This is a genomic window from Staphylococcus argensis (assembly GCF_002902305.1).
GTDB lineage: Bacteria > Bacillota > Bacilli > Staphylococcales > Staphylococcaceae > Staphylococcus > Staphylococcus argensis.
Genome location: NZ_PPPX01000001.1, coordinates 811,031 through 829,135 on the forward strand (window position 1 = coordinate 811,031; position 18,105 = coordinate 829,135).

General features: G+C 37.8%; 13 protein-coding genes. 8 read left to right on the forward strand and 5 right to left on the reverse strand.

Translation table 11 applies throughout. From position 1 onward, the window contains the following. Positions 1-314 precede the first annotated feature (314 nt). On the reverse strand, positions 315-611 hold the full coding sequence (locus CD039_RS03950) for a HesB/YadR/YfhF family protein (protein ID WP_103371212.1): 297 nt from the start codon (positions 609-611) through the stop codon (positions 315-317). 209 nt (positions 612-820) lie between these two features. After that, the gene (gene plsY / locus CD039_RS03955; RefSeq protein ID WP_049405108.1) at positions 821-1,429 is read right to left on the reverse strand and encodes a glycerol-3-phosphate 1-O-acyltransferase PlsY; all 609 of its coding nucleotides are present in this window, start codon (positions 1,427-1,429) and stop codon (positions 821-823) included. Between the two features lie 193 nt (positions 1,430-1,622). On the opposite strand from plsY, the gene parE reads away from it, so the two are divergent. The 5 genes from parE (at position 1,623) to mprF (ending at position 12,117) form a co-directional block, all read left to right on the forward strand. Then, complete coding sequence (gene parE, locus CD039_RS03960) at positions 1,623-3,623, forward strand: DNA topoisomerase IV subunit B (protein WP_103371213.1); 2,001 nt, start codon at positions 1,623-1,625, stop codon at positions 3,621-3,623. Then, a complete protein-coding gene (gene parC / locus CD039_RS03965) occupies positions 3,620-6,025 on the forward strand; it encodes a DNA topoisomerase IV subunit A (protein ID WP_103371214.1) in 2,406 nt (801 codons plus the stop codon). The genes parE and parC overlap by 4 nt, the downstream gene beginning before the upstream one ends. Before the next feature lie 194 nt (positions 6,026-6,219). After that, positions 6,220-7,680, forward strand: coding sequence for a glutamine transporter AlsT (gene alsT / locus CD039_RS03970; protein WP_103371215.1), 1,461 nt, complete (start codon positions 6,220-6,222; stop codon positions 7,678-7,680). 335 nt (positions 7,681-8,015) lie between these two features. Beyond that, complete coding sequence (locus CD039_RS03975; protein ID WP_103371216.1) at positions 8,016-9,266, forward strand: AI-2E family transporter; 1,251 nt, start codon at positions 8,016-8,018, stop codon at positions 9,264-9,266. 322 nt (positions 9,267-9,588) lie between these two features. Beyond that, complete coding sequence (gene mprF / locus CD039_RS03980) at positions 9,589-12,117, forward strand: bifunctional lysylphosphatidylglycerol flippase/synthetase MprF (protein ID WP_103371217.1); 2,529 nt, start codon at positions 9,589-9,591, stop codon at positions 12,115-12,117. A gap of 48 nt (positions 12,118-12,165) precedes the next feature. Here mprF and msrA read toward each other — a convergent pair whose 3' ends face one another. Continuing rightward, positions 12,166-12,684 carry a peptide-methionine (S)-S-oxide reductase MsrA gene (gene msrA / locus CD039_RS03985; RefSeq protein ID WP_103371218.1) on the reverse strand — a complete coding sequence of 173 codons (519 nt, stop codon included), beginning with the start codon at positions 12,682-12,684 and terminating at the stop codon, positions 12,166-12,168. A 137-nt stretch (positions 12,685-12,821) separates the two neighbouring features. Here msrA and CD039_RS03990 point away from each other — a divergent pair, with 137 nt between their 5' ends. Next, complete coding sequence (locus tag CD039_RS03990; protein ID WP_103371219.1) at positions 12,822-13,814, forward strand: LCP family protein; 993 nt, start codon at positions 12,822-12,824, stop codon at positions 13,812-13,814. Between the two features lie 164 nt (positions 13,815-13,978). On the opposite strand, the gene CD039_RS03995 is transcribed toward CD039_RS03990, so the two are convergent. Beyond that, a complete protein-coding gene (locus CD039_RS03995) occupies positions 13,979-14,164 on the reverse strand; it encodes a 2-hydroxymuconate tautomerase (protein WP_002472067.1) in 186 nt (61 codons plus the stop codon). A gap of 141 nt (positions 14,165-14,305) precedes the next feature. Here CD039_RS03995 and CD039_RS04000 point away from each other — a divergent pair, with 141 nt between their 5' ends. After that, entirely contained in the window at positions 14,306-15,568 is a 1,263-nt protein-coding gene (locus tag CD039_RS04000) for a Y-family DNA polymerase (protein WP_103371220.1), read from the forward strand. A gap of 137 nt (positions 15,569-15,705) precedes the next feature. On the opposite strand, the gene CD039_RS04005 is transcribed toward CD039_RS04000, so the two are convergent. Then, a complete protein-coding gene (locus CD039_RS04005) occupies positions 15,706-16,797 on the reverse strand; it encodes a prephenate dehydrogenase (protein WP_103371221.1) in 1,092 nt (363 codons plus the stop codon). A gap of 102 nt (positions 16,798-16,899) precedes the next feature. Between CD039_RS04005 and CD039_RS04010 the strand changes: the two genes are divergently transcribed. Next, positions 16,900-17,940, forward strand: coding sequence for a M42 family metallopeptidase (locus tag CD039_RS04010; RefSeq protein WP_103371222.1), 1,041 nt, complete (start codon positions 16,900-16,902; stop codon positions 17,938-17,940). Positions 17,941-18,105 lie beyond the last annotated feature (165 nt).

The window sequence follows — 18,105 nt, forward strand, 5'->3', positions numbered from 1 at the left end:
TTGACTAACTTGCGTAAAACGATAACACTAGCCCGTTCATAAGCCTAATTAGAGCCTATATAATACGCTAAATGTTGCTAAGTAGATTATGCCTAATAGCTTTTAATCTAAGCTAGTACACGCACACTTGAGCTGACTGTGAGGTTAAAGCAATAAGTTTTTATAGCCAGTGCAAGCTAGCATTCCACTCGTGTACACTATTTCACTACCGATACACTTTTTACCAGGATGATAGATTCCTTATATACTTATATGAGCTATTCCGCATATACGAGCTCTCTCGGCTGACCAACCTAAGTGCGTATCATTTACAACTACATTTCTTCAGTGTACACAATTTCGTCATGTTCACCTACATCAATTTTTAAATGGTGACCTTCGTAGTACCAGACATCTTTCTCAGCGACTACGATGTTTAAACCGTCATAATTCTCTTCATAACCAATATCTATATCATCTTTTTTACTTACAGTGAAAGCGGGGCCAAATCCCTGCTTGAGTTCAAACGAACCTCCGTAACGAACGAAGAATTGTACAACTTTGTTATCTTCGGGTAATTCTAATTCATCTTTAAACCAATCTTTTGCTTCTTGAGTTAGTTCTATTTTCATAATCTGTCACTCCTTTATGCACACTCGCTCACTTCATTGAGTTGAGTATTGTAAAAGTATAACATCTAGTGTAGCAAAGAAATCTATCTCAGACTAATCAGAATATTTTATCATAAGTGATAACTCACTATGCTGTTCATCAAATAAAAAAGCCATAGAAGTTCTCATCATTTCAACTTCTATGGCGTATCATTTAACCCCTATAAACTTTACATCCATTTAATCTTAGGTTCTTCACCTTTAATAATACGTACGATATTTGTGCGATGTCTAATAATCAGTATAATTCCAACGACGATACTCATACCAAGTAAGATGTAATTGCCAATGAAGATGGCACCGATAATACAGCAAATGGCAGCGATGATACTTGATAAAGATACATATTTCGTCAAATACAGAATAAAGAAAAAGATAATTGCGAGTGTCAGCAAGAGAATGGGATGAGTTCCAAGTACTACACCAGCACTAGTCGCAACAGCTTTACCTCCACGGAAACCAAGATAGATAGGGTAGACGTGTCCAATGATTGAGAAGACGCCCACGATTAAACCGTTAGTAAAGAATTCACTAATCGGACCTGAACTATGTACAGGTAGCCATAAAGGTAAGAATACAACGATAAATCCTTTGAATATATCTAGAAAAGTAACGACAAAGCCGGCTGGTTTGCCGAGAACTCTGAAACTGTTCGTCGCTCCAGTATTCCCACTACCATATTGTCTAATATCTTTTTTGAAGAATAATTTGCCGATGACGAGCCCACTTGGAATAGCACCAATCAAATAGCTCAGGATCAACATGATTACTATCATCATTTTACAATCACAACCTTTAATGACGTTAGGATTATTTTATCATAGATAACGTAGGTGCGACGAATAAATTTTTAGATCAGCAGCTTTTACACTCTAAATATTGTTTTGACGCTTGCATTTTGCGTAAATTTATATAAGAATAACTATTGTATAGTTTAAAAAACGAACGTACGTTTGTAGGAGGGCGAAACGATTGGTTAAGAATAATAGCAACACTTATTCGGACGATTCCATTCAGGTGCTTGAAGGGTTAGAGGCCGTAAGAAAGAGACCTGGTATGTACATAGGTTCTACCGATAAACGTGGGTTACATCACTTAGTCTACGAAGTTGTCGACAACTCTGTAGATGAGGTATTAAATGGTTATGGTGATCAAATTAAGGTCACAATCAATAAAGACGATAGTGTTTCCATAGAAGATAACGGCCGTGGTATGCCTACTGGAATTCACGCTTCTGGTAAGCCAACAGTTGAAGTTATTTTTACCGTCTTACACGCCGGAGGTAAATTCGGTCAAGGTGGCTACAAGACTTCAGGTGGTTTACATGGGGTAGGTGCCTCAGTAGTGAATGCTTTAAGTGAATGGTTAGAAGTAGAAATCTATCGTGACGGTCAAATTTATCGTCAGACTTTCAGCAATGGTGGTTTGCCTACAAGCGGTCTAGAGAAGATGGGTAAGACGCGTAAGACAGGAACGAAAGTCACATTCAAACCAGACCCTCAAATATTTAAATCAGCCACTTCATTTAACTTTGAGACGTTAAGCGAACGTTTGCAAGAATCTGCATTTCTACTCAAAGATCTCCGAATTGAATTGAAAGATTTACGTCAAGGTAAAGAACGTGAAGAAGTCTATCATTATGAAGAAGGAATTAAAGAGTTCGTAAGTTATGTCAATGAAGGTAAAGAAGTATTGCATGATGTAACGATGTTTACAGGAGAAGCGAACAACATCGAAGTTGATATTGCCTTTCAATATAATGATCAATATTCTGAAAGTATCTTAAGTTTCGTTAATAATGTACGTACGAAAGATGGCGGCACTCATGAAGTTGGGTTTAAGACTGCGATGACACGTATGTTCAATGATTATGCGCGTCGTATTAATGAGTTGAAAGATAAAGATAAGAACCTTGAAGGTAACGATATCCGTGAAGGTTTAACAGCTATCATTTCAGTACGTATTCCTGAAGAATTGCTTCAGTTTGAAGGTCAAACGAAATCGAAGTTAGGTACACCTGAAGCACGTGGTGCAGTGGAGTCCGTTGTTTCAGACAAATTACCATACTATCTAGAGGAGAAAGGGCAACTTTCTAAATCGTTAGTGAAGAAAGCGATTAAAGCGCAACAAGCTCGTATTGCGGCACGTAAAGCACGTGAAGATGCACGTTCAGGTAAGAAGAATAAGCGTAAGGATACATTGTTATCAGGTAAATTAACGCCTGCGCAAAGTAAGAATGTAGATAAGAACGAGCTCTATTTAGTTGAGGGTGATTCAGCAGGTGGTTCGGCTAAGTTAGGTAGAGACCGCAAATTCCAAGCTATCTTACCGTTGCGTGGTAAAGTAATCAATACTGAAAAAGCGCGTTTAGAAGATATTTTTAAAAATGAAGAAATCAATACGATTATTCATACGATAGGCGCTGGTGTAGGTACTGAGTTTAAACTAGAGGATAGTAACTATAGTCGAGTGATCATCATGACCGACGCAGACACAGATGGTGCCCATATCCAAGTATTACTACTTACATTCTTCTTCAAATATATGAAACCACTCGTGCAAGCAGGTAGAGTATTTATTGCGTTACCACCGCTTTATAAATTAGAAAAAGGTAAAGGTAAGAAGCAAAAAGTAGAATACGCTTGGACCGATGAAGAACTTGAGAAACTTCAGAACAAGCTTGGTAAAGGCTTTAGTTTGCAACGTTATAAAGGTTTAGGTGAAATGAATCCTGAACAATTGTGGGAAACGACGATGAATCCAGAAACGCGTACATTGATCCGCGTGCAAGTAGATGACGAAATTCGTTCTTCTAAACGTGTGACGACATTGATGGGCGATAAAGTCGCGCCACGTCGTGAATGGATTGAGAATCATGTCGAATTTGGTCTGCAAGAGGATCAAAGTATCTTAGACAATAGTGAAATACAAGTATTAGAGCAAGATGACATCGACGAGGAGGATGCGAAGTGAGTGAGATAATTCAAGATCTTTCGCTTGAAGATGTAATAGGTGATCGCTTTGGTCGTTATAGTAAATATATTATTCAAGAGCGTGCGTTACCAGACGTTCGAGATGGCTTGAAACCTGTACAACGCCGTATTCTATATGCGATGTACTCTAGTGGAAATACGTATGACAAGAACTTCCGTAAGAGTGCTAAATCGGTCGGTGACGTTATCGGTCAATACCATCCGCATGGGGATACATCTGTTTACGATGCGATGGTCCGTTTGAGTCAGGAGTGGAAATTGCGTCATGTATTGATAGAGATGCATGGTAATAACGGTAGTATTGATAACGATCCTCCTGCAGCGATGCGTTACACAGAGGCGAAGTTGAGTAAGTTATCTGAGCAGTTATTGCGTGATATTAACAAAGAAACTGTGCCTTTCATGCCTAACTATGACGATACGACAACTGAGCCGATGGTATTACCGGCACGCTTGCCTAACTTATTAATCAATGGAAGTACGGGGATTTCTGCGGGTTATGCGACAGACATTCCTACACATAACCTAGGCGAAGTCATCCAAGCTACGCTGAAATATATTGATAATCCCGATATTACTGTGAGCCAATTGATGAAATATATTAAAGGCCCTGACTTCCCAACTGGCGGAATTATTCAAGGTATTGAAGGAATTAAGAAAGCTTATCAAACGGGTAAAGGTAAAATCGTCGTCCGTTCTAAAGTTGATACAGAGAATTTACGTAATGGACGTAAAGAACTCGTCGTCACTGAAATTCCTTACGAAGTGAATAAGAGTGCTTTAGTTAAAAAAATCGACGAATTACGTGCTGATAAAAAAGTAGATGGCATTGTGGAAGTACGAGATGAAACGGATCGTACAGGTTTAAGAATTGCTATCGAATTGAAAAAAGATATTAACAGTGAAGCAGTACTTAACTACTTATTTAAAAATACGGATCTTCAAATTTCGTATAATTTTAATATGGTAGCGATTAGTGAAGGCCGTCCGAAATTGATGGGCTTACGTGAAATTATCAATAGCTATCTCAATCATCAAATTGAAGTTGTGACGAATCGTACACGTTATGACTTAAAGCATGCGGAAGATCGCATGCATATTGTAGAAGGTTTAATGAAAGCCTTGTCGATCCTAGATCAAGTGATTCAATTAATTCGTAATTCGAAAAATAAACGCGATGCGAAAGATAATTTAGTTGCTGAATTTGATTTTACAGAAGCTCAAGCTGAAGCAATTGTTACGCTTCAACTCTACCGTTTGACGAATACGGATATTGTACAATTGGAAGACGAGCATAGTGAATTGAAACAGACAATTGAGCAATTACGTCATATTCTCGATAATCATGACGCACTTCTTGCGGTAATCAAAGATGAATTGAGTGCGATTCGTAAGGAATTTAAAGAACCTCGTCGTTCTAGCATTGAAGCGGAAATTGCTGAACTTAAGATCGACAAAGAGGTCATGGTACCGAGTGAGAATGTAGTCGTGAGCATGACACGCGATGGTTATATTAAACGTACTTCTTTACGTAGCTTTAACGCTAGCGGTGTAGAAGAAGTGGGCGTGAAAGAAGGCGACCGTCTCCTGAAATACCTAGAGGTCAATACGCTTGATACCGTGCTCGTGTTCACTAATAAAGGACGCTATCTCTACATTCCGGTATACAAATTAGCTGATATTAAATGGAAAGAGCTTGGTAAGCATATATCTCAAATTGTGGCGATTGATCACAACGAGACGGTCATTGATGTGTATTGTGAGCGAGACTTTAAACCTGATGGACACTACATCCTTGCCACACGTAACGGTATGATTAAGAAAAGTAATGTTTCGATGTTTAAAACTGCACGCTACAGTAAGCCGCTTGTAGCAATGAAAGTGAAAGAAGGCGACGAACTCATCGATGTCATGCGTGTGACTGAAGCGCCTGAGATGATTACGGTACTTACTCATAAAGGGATGTCGCTAACTTACTCATCCGATGAACTCAACGATACTGGTTTGCGTGCAGCGGGTGTGAAATCGATTAACTTAAAGGATGAAGATTACGTCGTGCTTACGCAAACTGTCAATGAGACGGATACGATTCTAATGGCTACTCAGCGTGGTGCTCTGAAACGTATCGGTTACGGTGTGTTGCAACATGCGAAACGTGCTCAAAGAGGCATTACGTTACTTAAAGAATTGAAGAAACAACCTCATCGTATTGTCGGTGCAGACGTCATTACATCTGATGACGCGCAATATACGATAATATCTGATCGTGCTAGTGAGTCAGGTAATGTGAAAGATATTCATCTATCAGAACAGTACACAAATGGTAGCTTTGTCGTTGATGTGAAAGAGTTTGGTGAAGTTACATCACTGATCACTGAGTAAAAATATTTAAGATATAATAGTCTTTCTTGTCTTATAATGATAAAATGTAGTTTAGGTTTAACTATTAGCATATGAGAATAGGTAAGAGATTTATAGTTCGATGCGCTCAGATTATGAGTTGTCTTGGCGTTCATACAGTTCTATAAATCTCTTGTCGTTTAAAAATTAAATTTACAAGATGAGAGGGATAAGAAGTGAATAACTTTGATAATTACATTCCTGACTGGTTTAAATCATTCGTGTCAGTCGGCAATGATTTAATCTGGTCACAGTATTTAATCGGCTTACTTATCACTGCCGGAATCTTTTTTACCATTGGATCACGCTTTGTCCAAATTAGATGGTTCCCAGAAATGTTCCGAGCGCTCGGTGAGAAGCCAGAGACGTTAGATAATGGTAAAAAAGGGATTTCGCCTTTCCAAGCCTTTGCGATTAGTGCAGGGTCACGTGTAGGTACAGGTAATATCGCCGGCGTTGCGACTGCAATTGTACTTGGTGGTCCTGGTGCAGTATTCTGGATGTGGTTGATCGCCATGATTGGTGCGGCCAGTGCATTTATTGAGGCGACTTTAGCTCAAGTATATAAAGTACCAGACAAAGAGGGCGGTTTCCGTGGTGGACCTGCTTATTACATAACAAAAGGTTTAAACCAGAAATGGTTAGGTATCGTCTTTGCAGTATTAATTACGGTAACATTCGCTTTCGTCTTCAACACTGTTCAGTCAAACACAATTGCAGAGTCATTGAATACGCAATATAGTATCAGTCCTATCGTAACTGGACTTGTCTTAGCGGTACTCACTGCTGTTATTATCTTCGGTGGGGTACGTAGTATTGCTAAACTATCTTCAGTGATTGTGCCTGTAATGGCATTGATTTACATCGGTATCGTATTAGTTATTCTTGTTATTAATTATGACCAAATTATTCCGATGTTAGGTACGATTGTTAAAAGTGCTTTCGGCCTAGAACAAGTGACAGGAGGCGCTGTGGGTGCAGCAGTCCTTCAAGGTATCAAACGTGGATTATTCTCCAACGAAGCAGGTATGGGTTCTGCGCCTAATGCGGCTGCAACTGCAGCAGCACCTCACCCTGTGAAACAAGGTCTCATTCAATCTTTAGGTGTATTCTTTGATACGATGCTCGTATGTACATCTACAGCGATTATGATTCTATTATATTCTGGTCTTCGTTTTGGTGAAAAAGCACCTCAAGGTGTTGAAGTAACACAATCTGCACTGAATGAACATTTAGGAAGTGGCGGCGGTATCTTCTTAACAGTCGCTATTACACTATTTGCATTCTCATCATTGGTCGGAAATTATTATTACGGTCAATCTAACATTGAATTCTTATCTAAAAATAAACCGTTGATGTTTGTGTTTAGATGTCTTGTCGTCGTACTTGTTTTTGTCGGTGCGGTGGTTAAGACAGAAACAGTATGGAGTACAGCTGACTTGTTCATGGGACTCATGGCGGTCGTCAACTTAGTTTCTATTATAGGGCTTTCTAATATTGCTTTCGCAGTTATGAAAGACTATCGCCTACAACGCAAACAAGGTAAGAAACCTATCTTCCGTCCTGAAGAGCTTGAAATCAATCTATTTGGTATCGAAAGTTGGGGCATGAACAAGAAGAATAAATCCTTATACTAAAGGGATAAAATAAAGCGTAACTTCGGATAAGTTAAACTTATGCTGAATGAGCGCACGATGATAATGGGAGTAGGACGTGGAAACTTGATTTTCCGTCTTACTCCCACATTTTTATTTCTAAAACGGGTATGAAGTATAATATTGAATAACATCAATTATCCACTCTTTAATTACGAAACGTCACCCCAGTAGTCGAGTTAATATCTATGTACAGAACGGGTGTGTTATGATTATCAAGACAAGAAGTCCATTTCACGTTTACTAAGACAATGTGTGAAGTGGGATTAAGCTACAAATACACGCAAGATTTAAGACATTAAGGTACGGTGAACCACATGGAAAAAGAAAATCATAAACAACAAAATCAAAAGTCAGCATCACAATCTAAGAAGCTCCGACTCTCATTTCCAGAAACACGCTTTATGAAGTTTTTAGGCGGTAAGGATATTATATTTGGTTTAATCTTGCTCATACTACTCGGTATCGTTATTTTTATTTTTGATCAAATCTCATATATCTTTAAACCGTTTATTATTATTTTTAATACAATTGTTGCTCCAATTGTTATTTCTTTAATTCTGTTCTATTTATTAAATCCAATTGTGAACTTCATGGAGCGTTATCATATTTCACGATTATGGGGCGTTGTGATCATCTTTCTTGTGATTACTGGATTAATTACATTAGCAGTGAATTTATTAATTCCTGTTATTTCTGATCAAATTAAGAGTATGGCGAATAGCTTTCCACATTACGTCGATCGTGTGAATGCGTTTATTGACAAGTTCTCGAATTATGCGATTATCTCTACTTTTTATGATCAGATTCAAGGTAATTTAGATAAGTTTGCTAATAAATTACCGACACTCGCTTCAGATTATACAGATGGTTTAGGCTCTAAACTGAAGAACTTTGCGCAAACGTTAGTCAATGTCGGTATTGTCATCGCGACGACGCCATTTGTGCTCTTCTTTATGTTAAAGGACGGCCATCGCTTTAAAGAATTTACGACTGGAATTGTGCCACCTAAGTTCAGAAAGGACTTTCATGATTTATTAGAGAAGATGAGCTTGCAAGTCGGTTCATACATTCAAGGACAGATGATTGTGTCTTTATGTATTGGTATTCTGCTGTACATTGGCTATCTCATCATCGGTTTAGACTACGCATTAATTCTAGCTGCAATCGCTGCAGTGACAAGTGTTGTTCCGTATATTGGACCTACGATTGCGATTTCACCAGCTATCATTATTGCTATTATTACATCACCGATTATGCTGTTGAAATTGATTGTCGTGTGGACCCTCGCGCATTTCTTTGAAGGTCACTTCATTTCACCCAACATTATGGGTAAGACACTCAAGATTCATCCACTCACAATTATCTTTATCTTACTCTGTGGTGGTCATATTCTCGGCCCTGTAGGTATCATTCTTGGTATCCCGGGCTATGCGATATTAAAGGTACTCGTATCGCATCTCTATCTCTTATTTAAACGCCGTTACAATAAATACTATGGCGAAGATGCTGGTGAGTATGACTTTAATAATGAGGAGAAAGAACTTTCTAGACAAGTCAAACGTTAAGTTGAGCGTTGATCTATAACTAAATTGAACGACTATGAAATAGGCGTTACATAGAATGTGTTAAATTGCATTCTTACGTAACGTCTTTTTTGTTGAAGCAACACTATGATTATGCGTGAATTTCTTGCAGTTCCTCACTCAATTTACCTGTTTAAAAATATTTATGGAGTGCAATACTTATCACGGTATATCATACAATTCTATACAAAGTGAGTATTTTTTAAGAAATGATAACTATCTTATCTTATGTGTATCATCTTTAACTACAATATGCTATATTCTTCATAGCTTACTAATTAGACATTAAGAATTGAGGATGACTATGACACAAGCTTCTAAACAACGTAAAAACAAACTATTTTCTATTCTTAAATTTTGTTTCGCTTTAATCTTATTTATTATCGTGATTTATTCTTTATATAATGAGTTAAAGCACATCGATCCTAAAGATGTCATATTAACCTTTAGTAAGACGGATCGCATGAGTTTAATCACACTCTTCTTTAGCGGTGGCGCTGCTGTGATCTTGCTATCGCTATATGATGTTGCTTTAACTAAGATTCTAAAGTTAAATATTTCGATTTGGCGTACATTACGTGTAGGTTATATCATCAATGCCTTTAACGCTTTGATTGGCTTTGGTGGATTTATCGGAGCGAGCGCTCGCTTTCTTGTCTACAAGCAATACACTACGCGTTACAAGGAACTCATACATACCATTTCAATCATTCTCTTATCAATGTTGACCGGTTTGAGTTTACTATCGATACTCGTGGTGTGTCACGTCTTTAATGTTTCCAATGTGTTTACACCATTTCCGTGGATTCATTGGCTATTGTATTTGGTAGCATTATTTTTACCGATCTTCGTCATTGTGACCATCATCAAGCCGGTGCAAGGTAATAATAAGTTTGCAGGGGTTTATTGCACACTCATTTCGAGTCTCGAATGGATGGCCGCTTCTGGCGTCTTATTCATGGCTATGAAAGTCGTTAATATTGATACACACTATTCTACTTATATGGGAATATTTATCATCGCATCACTTTCAGGCTTAATCAGCTTTATTCCGGGAGGGCTAGGTGCATTTGATCTCGTGATGCTACTTGGTCTTAAAGCGATTGGTGTGAGTGAGGATAAAGTCGTGTTAGCGCTGTTACTTTATCGATTCGCATATTATTTCTTCCCAGTACTCGTCGCTTTGATTCTCTCAATCTTTGAATTTGGTGGATCGGCGAAGAGATATCTTGAAGAATCGGATCGCTTGATGCCAGCACGTGAAATTACGGCCTTTCTCATGTCGTTTCAGAAAGACGTTAAACAACGTATTCCCGCGTTATCAATGAGCTTATTGCTGATCTTTACGTCTATCTTCTTCTTTATTAATAACGTCAACATTATCGATGACGGTTTATATAGTAAAGATCATTCGTTTTATTATATTCTGGTAGCGATTCATACGACTGCTTGTCTATTGATCTTACTCAATATTTTAGGGGTCTTTGCTTTGTCTAAAAGGGCTATCTTGTTCGAAATCGTCTCTATTATTCTCATTATTGGCGTGACATTTTGGACGTATGCATCTTATATTTCGTTGCTATGGCTAATCGTTATCTTAATATTACTCATTGTCCTTTATCGTGGTGCTTTAGTATTAAAACGACCATTACGTGTTGGTAAATTAATTGGAAGTATTATTGTGAGTGGTCTCGCACTTTATCTTAATCATGTATGGATTGCACACTTTTTCTATACTTTAGATATGTACCACATTGAGGCGAATACGTCGTTACTCAGATATTACTTCTGGATTACGCTGTTCTTTGTCATTCTTATCGTTGGCGCAATCGTTTGGTATTTTGAACGCAAGACTACTTTGCCTCATGATCAGGATTCGTTATCTCAATGTGAAGCGATTATCGATGAGTATGGAGGTCATTATCTCAGCCATTTAATTTACAGTGGCGACAAAGACTTTTATCTATCAGAAGCGGAAGATGCGTTTATCATGTATAAACAGAAACACAATGCTTATATCGTTCTCGGTGATCCGATAGGAAATCCGCAGAGCTACTATGCTATGCTTGAGCAGTTCTATAAGCATGCACACTATCTTGGTTATGACGTGATATTCTATCAAGTTACAGATCGATATTTATCGCTCTATCACAGCTTTGGAAATCAGTTCTTTAAACTAGGTGAAGAGGCGATCATTGATTTAACGCAATTCACGATGTCAGGTAAAAAGAATCGTGGGCTACGTGCAACAATGAATAAGTTTAAAGATTTGAATATGAGTTTCGAAGTGGTAGAACTTCCGTTTGATACTGAGTTCGTTAAAGCGCTTCGACATATTAGTGATGAGTGGCTAGATGGAAGAAAGGAAATGGCGTTCTCAGTAGGATCGTTTGACGAATTCTATTTATCTCAAGCACCTATTGCAGTAATTAAAAATGCGGAAAATAAAATTATTGCGTTCTGCAATTTAATGCCAACGTATTATGAAGATACTTTATCTGTCGATCTCATTCGCTGGGGTTCTGAGACGGATTTGCCATTAATGGATGTGTTATATCTAAATATCTTACTTTGGGCACAAGAGAAAGGTTATAGACACTTTAATATGGGTATGGCGACGTTATCGAATGTCGGACAAGCTTCATTTGCGTTTACTGGAGAGAAGATTGCAGGACGCGTGTTCGAACACTTTAATGGTTTGTACCGCTTCCAAGGTTTAAGACGGTACAAAGAGAAATTTAAACCATTGTGGAAGCCGAGATTTATCGTGTATCGTAAGCACAATTCTCTATGGTTGAGCATGGTGCGAGTGGTCAGAGCAATACGTAAATAATAAAAAGAGGTTATGCGGCCGAATTGGGCGCATAACCTTTTTAGCAATTTAGTCGTTCATATGAGCTTGTTTATAAGCTTCTCTTTCAGCGTGCTGTTGCGCATAACGCTCAGGATTCCTTTTATAAAACATCTGATGAGACTCATCCGCTTCATAGAATTCTGATGCAGGAAGTAATTTCGTAGCAATCGCTTTATCACTGTCTATAGTGTGCGCCATATCTTGTAGAAATTGCGCTGCAAGTTGTTGTTGATGTTCATCAGAGTAAAAGATAGCCGTGCGATACTGTGAACCCCGGTCTTGATACTGTCCTTCAGCATCAGTTGGATCGATGACTGAGAAGAAGATGGATAGCAGTTTCTCGTAGGAGAAGCGGTCAGCATCGTAAATAATCTTTACTGTTTCCATATGACCAGTATGTCCGCGTTTGATTTCTTGATAGGTTGGATTTTCGACATGTCCACCCATATAACCTGACACAACTTGTTCGATTCCATCGTGTGTGTCAAAAGGCTGTACCATACACCAGAAACAGCCTCCAGCAAAATATGCTTCTTGTAAATTCATATTTATGTCACTCCATTCTCAGTCCTTAGCTGTATTTATTAAGAAATCACTTGATTTTTAATCTCTTTTTATATAACTTAAATATGTGCTAATTATAATATATTGATTCGTAATTTTGAAGATATAAGGTTGGTAATATGGACGAACACAAAAGAAATAATGAAGAACTCAGACGCAGTAGTGATCGACAAAAGCAATCGCTACATCGTAAAAAGAAGAAGAAAAAACTAAGAAAGCTACCATTTATCATACTTGCGCTCGTGATTATTCTTGCGGCGTTTGTTGGATATGCGATTCACGGTTATAACTCTGGTATTAACTATGCAAAGAAACAGGGGAAATCGTTGAAGATGCATAAATTTAATGGCGCAGTTAAAAATGATGGTAAAGCTACAATAATGATTCTTGGTGCTGATAAAGAACAGGGTGGTATTTCAAGAACAGACTCCATCATGATTGCGCAATACGATTACATTCATAAGAAGATGAAAATTATGTCTGTAATGCGTGATATCTATGCCGATATTCCTGGCAATGGTCAGCACAAGATTAACTCTGCATACTCTATTGGTGGTCCTGAGTTGCTACGTCAGTCGTTGAAGAAAAATCTCGATATTGACCCAGAATACTACGCGATACTTGATTTTACCGGCTTTGAGAAAATGATTGACGAATTACAACCGAACGGGGTGCCTATCGATGTTGAGAAAGATATGTCTAAAAACATCGGCGTATCCTTGAAGAAAGGACACCATCGACTTAATGGTAAAGAATTACTTGGTTATGCACGTTTCCGTCACGATGAGGAAGGCGACTTCGGTCGTGTGCGTCGTCAACAACAAGTGATGCAAGCGTTGAAGAAAGAGTTAGTAACGCCAAGTACCTTATTCAAGTTACCTAAAGTAGCTGGTATTCTACGTGGTTATTTAAATACGAACATGTCTGATAGTACATTGATTAAGACAGGTACAAACTTTGGTGTGCGTGGCGATCATAATGTGAAGACTTTAACGTTACCAGTTAAAGGAAGTTATTCTGATCTACAAACGCCAGAGGATGGCAGTGCATTGAAGATTGATAAAGAGAAAAACAAAGAAGAAGCGAGAAAGTTCTTAGAAGATAATAAATAGAAGTTGCTTTGGAACTACTCGTTTAGAATTAAAGTAAAGCCCGTAGGTGGTCGCAATGACCATCTACGGGCTTTTATGATGTTATTTATCTCCAATGGTGTTGCTTCAGAATGAAAATAAGTAGTATTGAACTTTATTTAAAGTATTTAAGGACTACGCTCTACTTACTCATCTGATTTTCGAACTCCTGCAACGCCATAATGTTCTTTCTTCATTTCTTCAATGATGACATGAATGGCTTCTCTGTTTGCGCCTGTTGATTTCTCAACGGCATTCGTAACTTCTGTGACTAAGTCTTTAAGTTGTTCGTCTGAACGTCCCTCGATAAGCTTCACATTGATAATTGGCATAGCTTTCAACTCCTTTATACTTCGTTGTTTCTATTATATCACGTGAGTAGCTGAAAAAATAAATAGAACAAACGTTCTCTAAACACTTGATTAGGAACAGGTGTTCTTATATAATAGAATTATTCTGAGGAGGGCAGAATGATGTACGATTATAATCTTTTAGAGGACAGAGATATACTATGTATTGATCAGAAGAGCTTTTTTGCAAGTGTAGCGTGTATTCAAAAAGGGTTAGACCCTATGAAAGTCAAGTTAGCTGTAGTGGCAGACACGAAAAGACAAGGTTCAGTAGTATTAGCGGCGACACCAGAATTGAAGAAATTAGGAATTAAGACAGGATCGCGATTATTTGAAATACCTCATCGTAACGACATCTACATTATCAATCCTAGTATGCGTAAATATTTGGAGGTCTCTTTAGCAATTTCAAAAATTGCATTAAGATATGTACCTCCAGAAGATTTACATCAATATAGTATCGACGAATTCTTCATGGATGTAACGGACAGTTATTATCGTTTTAACAGTACAGTTCAGTCATTCTGTGAGAGATTGATGAAAGAGATTAAAGAAGAAACGCAAATTCACTGCACGATAGGTATAGGTTCGAATATATTATTAAGCAAGATTGCGATGGATGTAGAAGCGAAACACAATCCTAGTAAGATTGCCGAGTGGCGTTATCATGATATTCCAGAGAAACTTTGGCCAATCCAACCGCTTAGTGAATTCTGGGGAATCAGTAGACGTACAGAAGCAAAGTTAAATAAACGAGGCATTTTTACGATAGGTGATTTAGCGCGCTATCCATATCGCTATTTGAAGAAAGATTTAGGCGTTATAGGGGTAGATTTACATTTACATGCGAATGGTATTGATCATAGCAAAGTACGAGAGAAGTATAGAGTGACTAATCCATCTATTTGTAAAAGTCAAATTTTAATGCGAGATTATCGTCTTGAAGAAGCAAAGGTTGTTATGAGAGAGTTGATTGAAGATGTAGCAAGCCGTATTCGAGATAGAAGACAACTGGCTCGTACAATTCACTTTTCATTTGGCTATAGTAATGGTGGCGGGGTGCATAAACAATACACGTTAGATGATCCAACTAACTTGGAGAAAGATATCTATAATGTGATCAATCATTTTGCGAATCAATTGTGCGATCCGACTGAGTTATATCGTACACTCAGTGTTTCGTTAACCCAGTTTGTGAATGAAAGCGAGAGACAATTGAGTCTATTTATTGATGAATATGAAAGAAGAAGAAATGAACGTTTAGCCAAAACGATTGATTTCCTACATCAGAAGTACGGAAAGGGCATCGTTTCAAAAGCTGTGTCTTACACCGAAGCGGGCACGAAACATGGTCGTTTAGGATTAATGGCAGGCCACAAGATGTAGCAAGTAGAGTTGAAATTCTAGCAGAAAAAAAGAGAAGAGGGACGAATTGTAATTTGAAGTCCCTCTCTAGACAAGTAACTAGAAATGAAACAATCGCTTATTGTTCCATTTCACTATGGAAAAGAAATAGTTTTATTTTATGGAAGATAAGTATCGAAATCTTGCAGAGCTACTTTAGCTTGTTCACGATCATTCGGTGTCTTAAAGGTTAAACATAGCGCCCCCATAATATCTTCTCGAACTTCTAAAATTCTAAGGTTACTGATAGAAATATTATGTAAACTGAGAATATGAGTTACTTTACTAATCATTCCTGATTCGTCAGGGATATCGACATAAAGGTCATAACCGAGATTCAATGCACCGCGTGTTTGTGCAGGAAGGTGATCTCTATATGTCTTGGCTTGTTGAAAGAAGCTATACACTTCTTTAGGATTATTGTTTTTAATTAATCGAATGACATCATTAATTTGTGTTTGCCAATCTTGTAGAATATCAAGAATGTGCTGATTATTCGCTTTAACGATATCACGCCACATTTCTGGACTACTACTAGCGATACGCGTTAAGTCTCGGAAACCACCTGCTGCGAGTTCTTTAATTAAATGAGAACTAGAACTATGATTTTCGTTTAGATGAACTAAACTTGACGCGATAATATGTGGAACGTGACTGACCACGGCCGTAATATAATCATGCTCTTCGGCAGTGGTTGAAATAATTTTTGCACGAGTAAATCTTAATAATTGTTCGATCTCTTGATGCGCTGAATGATTCTCAGGTAGATGATGAATAAGGACATAATACGCATTTTCGAACAGATGCTTTTTTGAATTGAGTACACCTGTTTTATGACTACCAGCCATAGGGTGTCCGCCAACAAGATGAATATTCGCTTCGAGCAACATACTTTCGTATGTCATGATACTAGCTTTAGTACTTCCAGTATCAGTCACTATCAAAGAAGGTTTGGTATGATATTGCGGCAGCTCTCGTAAATAGTGAATCGTTTGTTGTACAGGAGTGGCATAAATAATAATATCTGCTTGTTCGACAGCCTCAGCATAATGATTGGCTATCTCATCAATAATTCCTATAGATTGCGCTTTACGTAGTTGTTCTGGATCTGCATCATAGGCTGAAATGATGAGATCTTCATGATAGTAGTGGAGATTGCTTGCTAAGCTACCTCCGATTAAACCTAGACCTACAAATAAGATTTGAGTCATACCGAGCACTCCTCTATCAAAAGATTCAGAATAGTATTATTGTATAAGAAGAGGTTACAATTAGCAATAAGAATCGTAAAGTAACGAAAGGGGATTTTAACGATGACAGAAAGTATATTAAAGACGATAAGTGAACTGACAGCTATTCCGAGTCCTTCTGGCAACGCATACAAAGCGATAGCTTATGTAGAAAATATAGCTCAAGAACTAGGATTTTCTACGCAAACTACGAATAAAGGTGCACTAATTATTACTGTTGATGGAGATGAAAAAGAAAGACAACGATGTATAACAGCTCATGTAGACACATTAGGAGCAATGGTAAAAGAGATTAAAGATGATGGGCGTTTAGCTTTGTCTCTCATAGGTGGATATAGCTATAACGCACTTGAAGGAGAATACTGCGAAATAGAAACGCGTAATGGAGAAACATATTCTGGCACTATTTGTCTTCATGAAACAAGTGTTCATGTATATCGTGATAATGATAAGATTCCTCGCGATCAAGAACATATGGAAGTGAGAATAGATGAAAAGGTAACATCTGAAGAAGAAACAAAACGCTTAGGTATTCAAGTAGGAAATTTCGTGAGTCTCAACCCAAGAACTGAGATAACACCATCAGGGTTCATTAAATCACGTCACTTAGATGATAAAGCAAGTGTGGCAATGATTATTGAGTTTCTAAAAAAGATTAATAATAAAGGTTTGAAGCTTCCTTATACAACACAATTCTATATTTCGAATAACGAAGAGATCGGTTACGGTGCGAATGCATCCATAGCTCCTGAAATTGAAGAATTTATCGCTTTCGATATGGGCGCACTTGGAGATGGTCAAAGTTCAGATGAATATACTGTTTCAATCTGTGCTAAAGATTCATCAGGCCCTTATCATAAACGTTTAACAGATCATTTAGTATCATTATGTGATCAACAAAATATCCCGTATCAAATTGATATCTATCCGTATTATGGGTCAGATGCCTCTGCAGCATTACGTGCAGGTGCTGATGTACGTCATGCTTTATTTGGTGCAGGTATTGAATCTTCTCATGCGATGGAACGTACACATATCGATTCACTCAAAGCAACACAAGCGCTATTAGAAGCTTATTGTATGTCATCAATGACTGAAAAATAAAAAAAGTGATTGACAAAAATGTTTCATCCAAGTATGATACTAAGTAATTACTTTTAATACTACTGACTCAGAGATGTAGTAGTGAATGCAGTACGTAGTTTCAGAAAGCTAATGGTAGATGGAAATTAGCACGTCGCATATCATGAATTGGGCTTTGAGTAACAA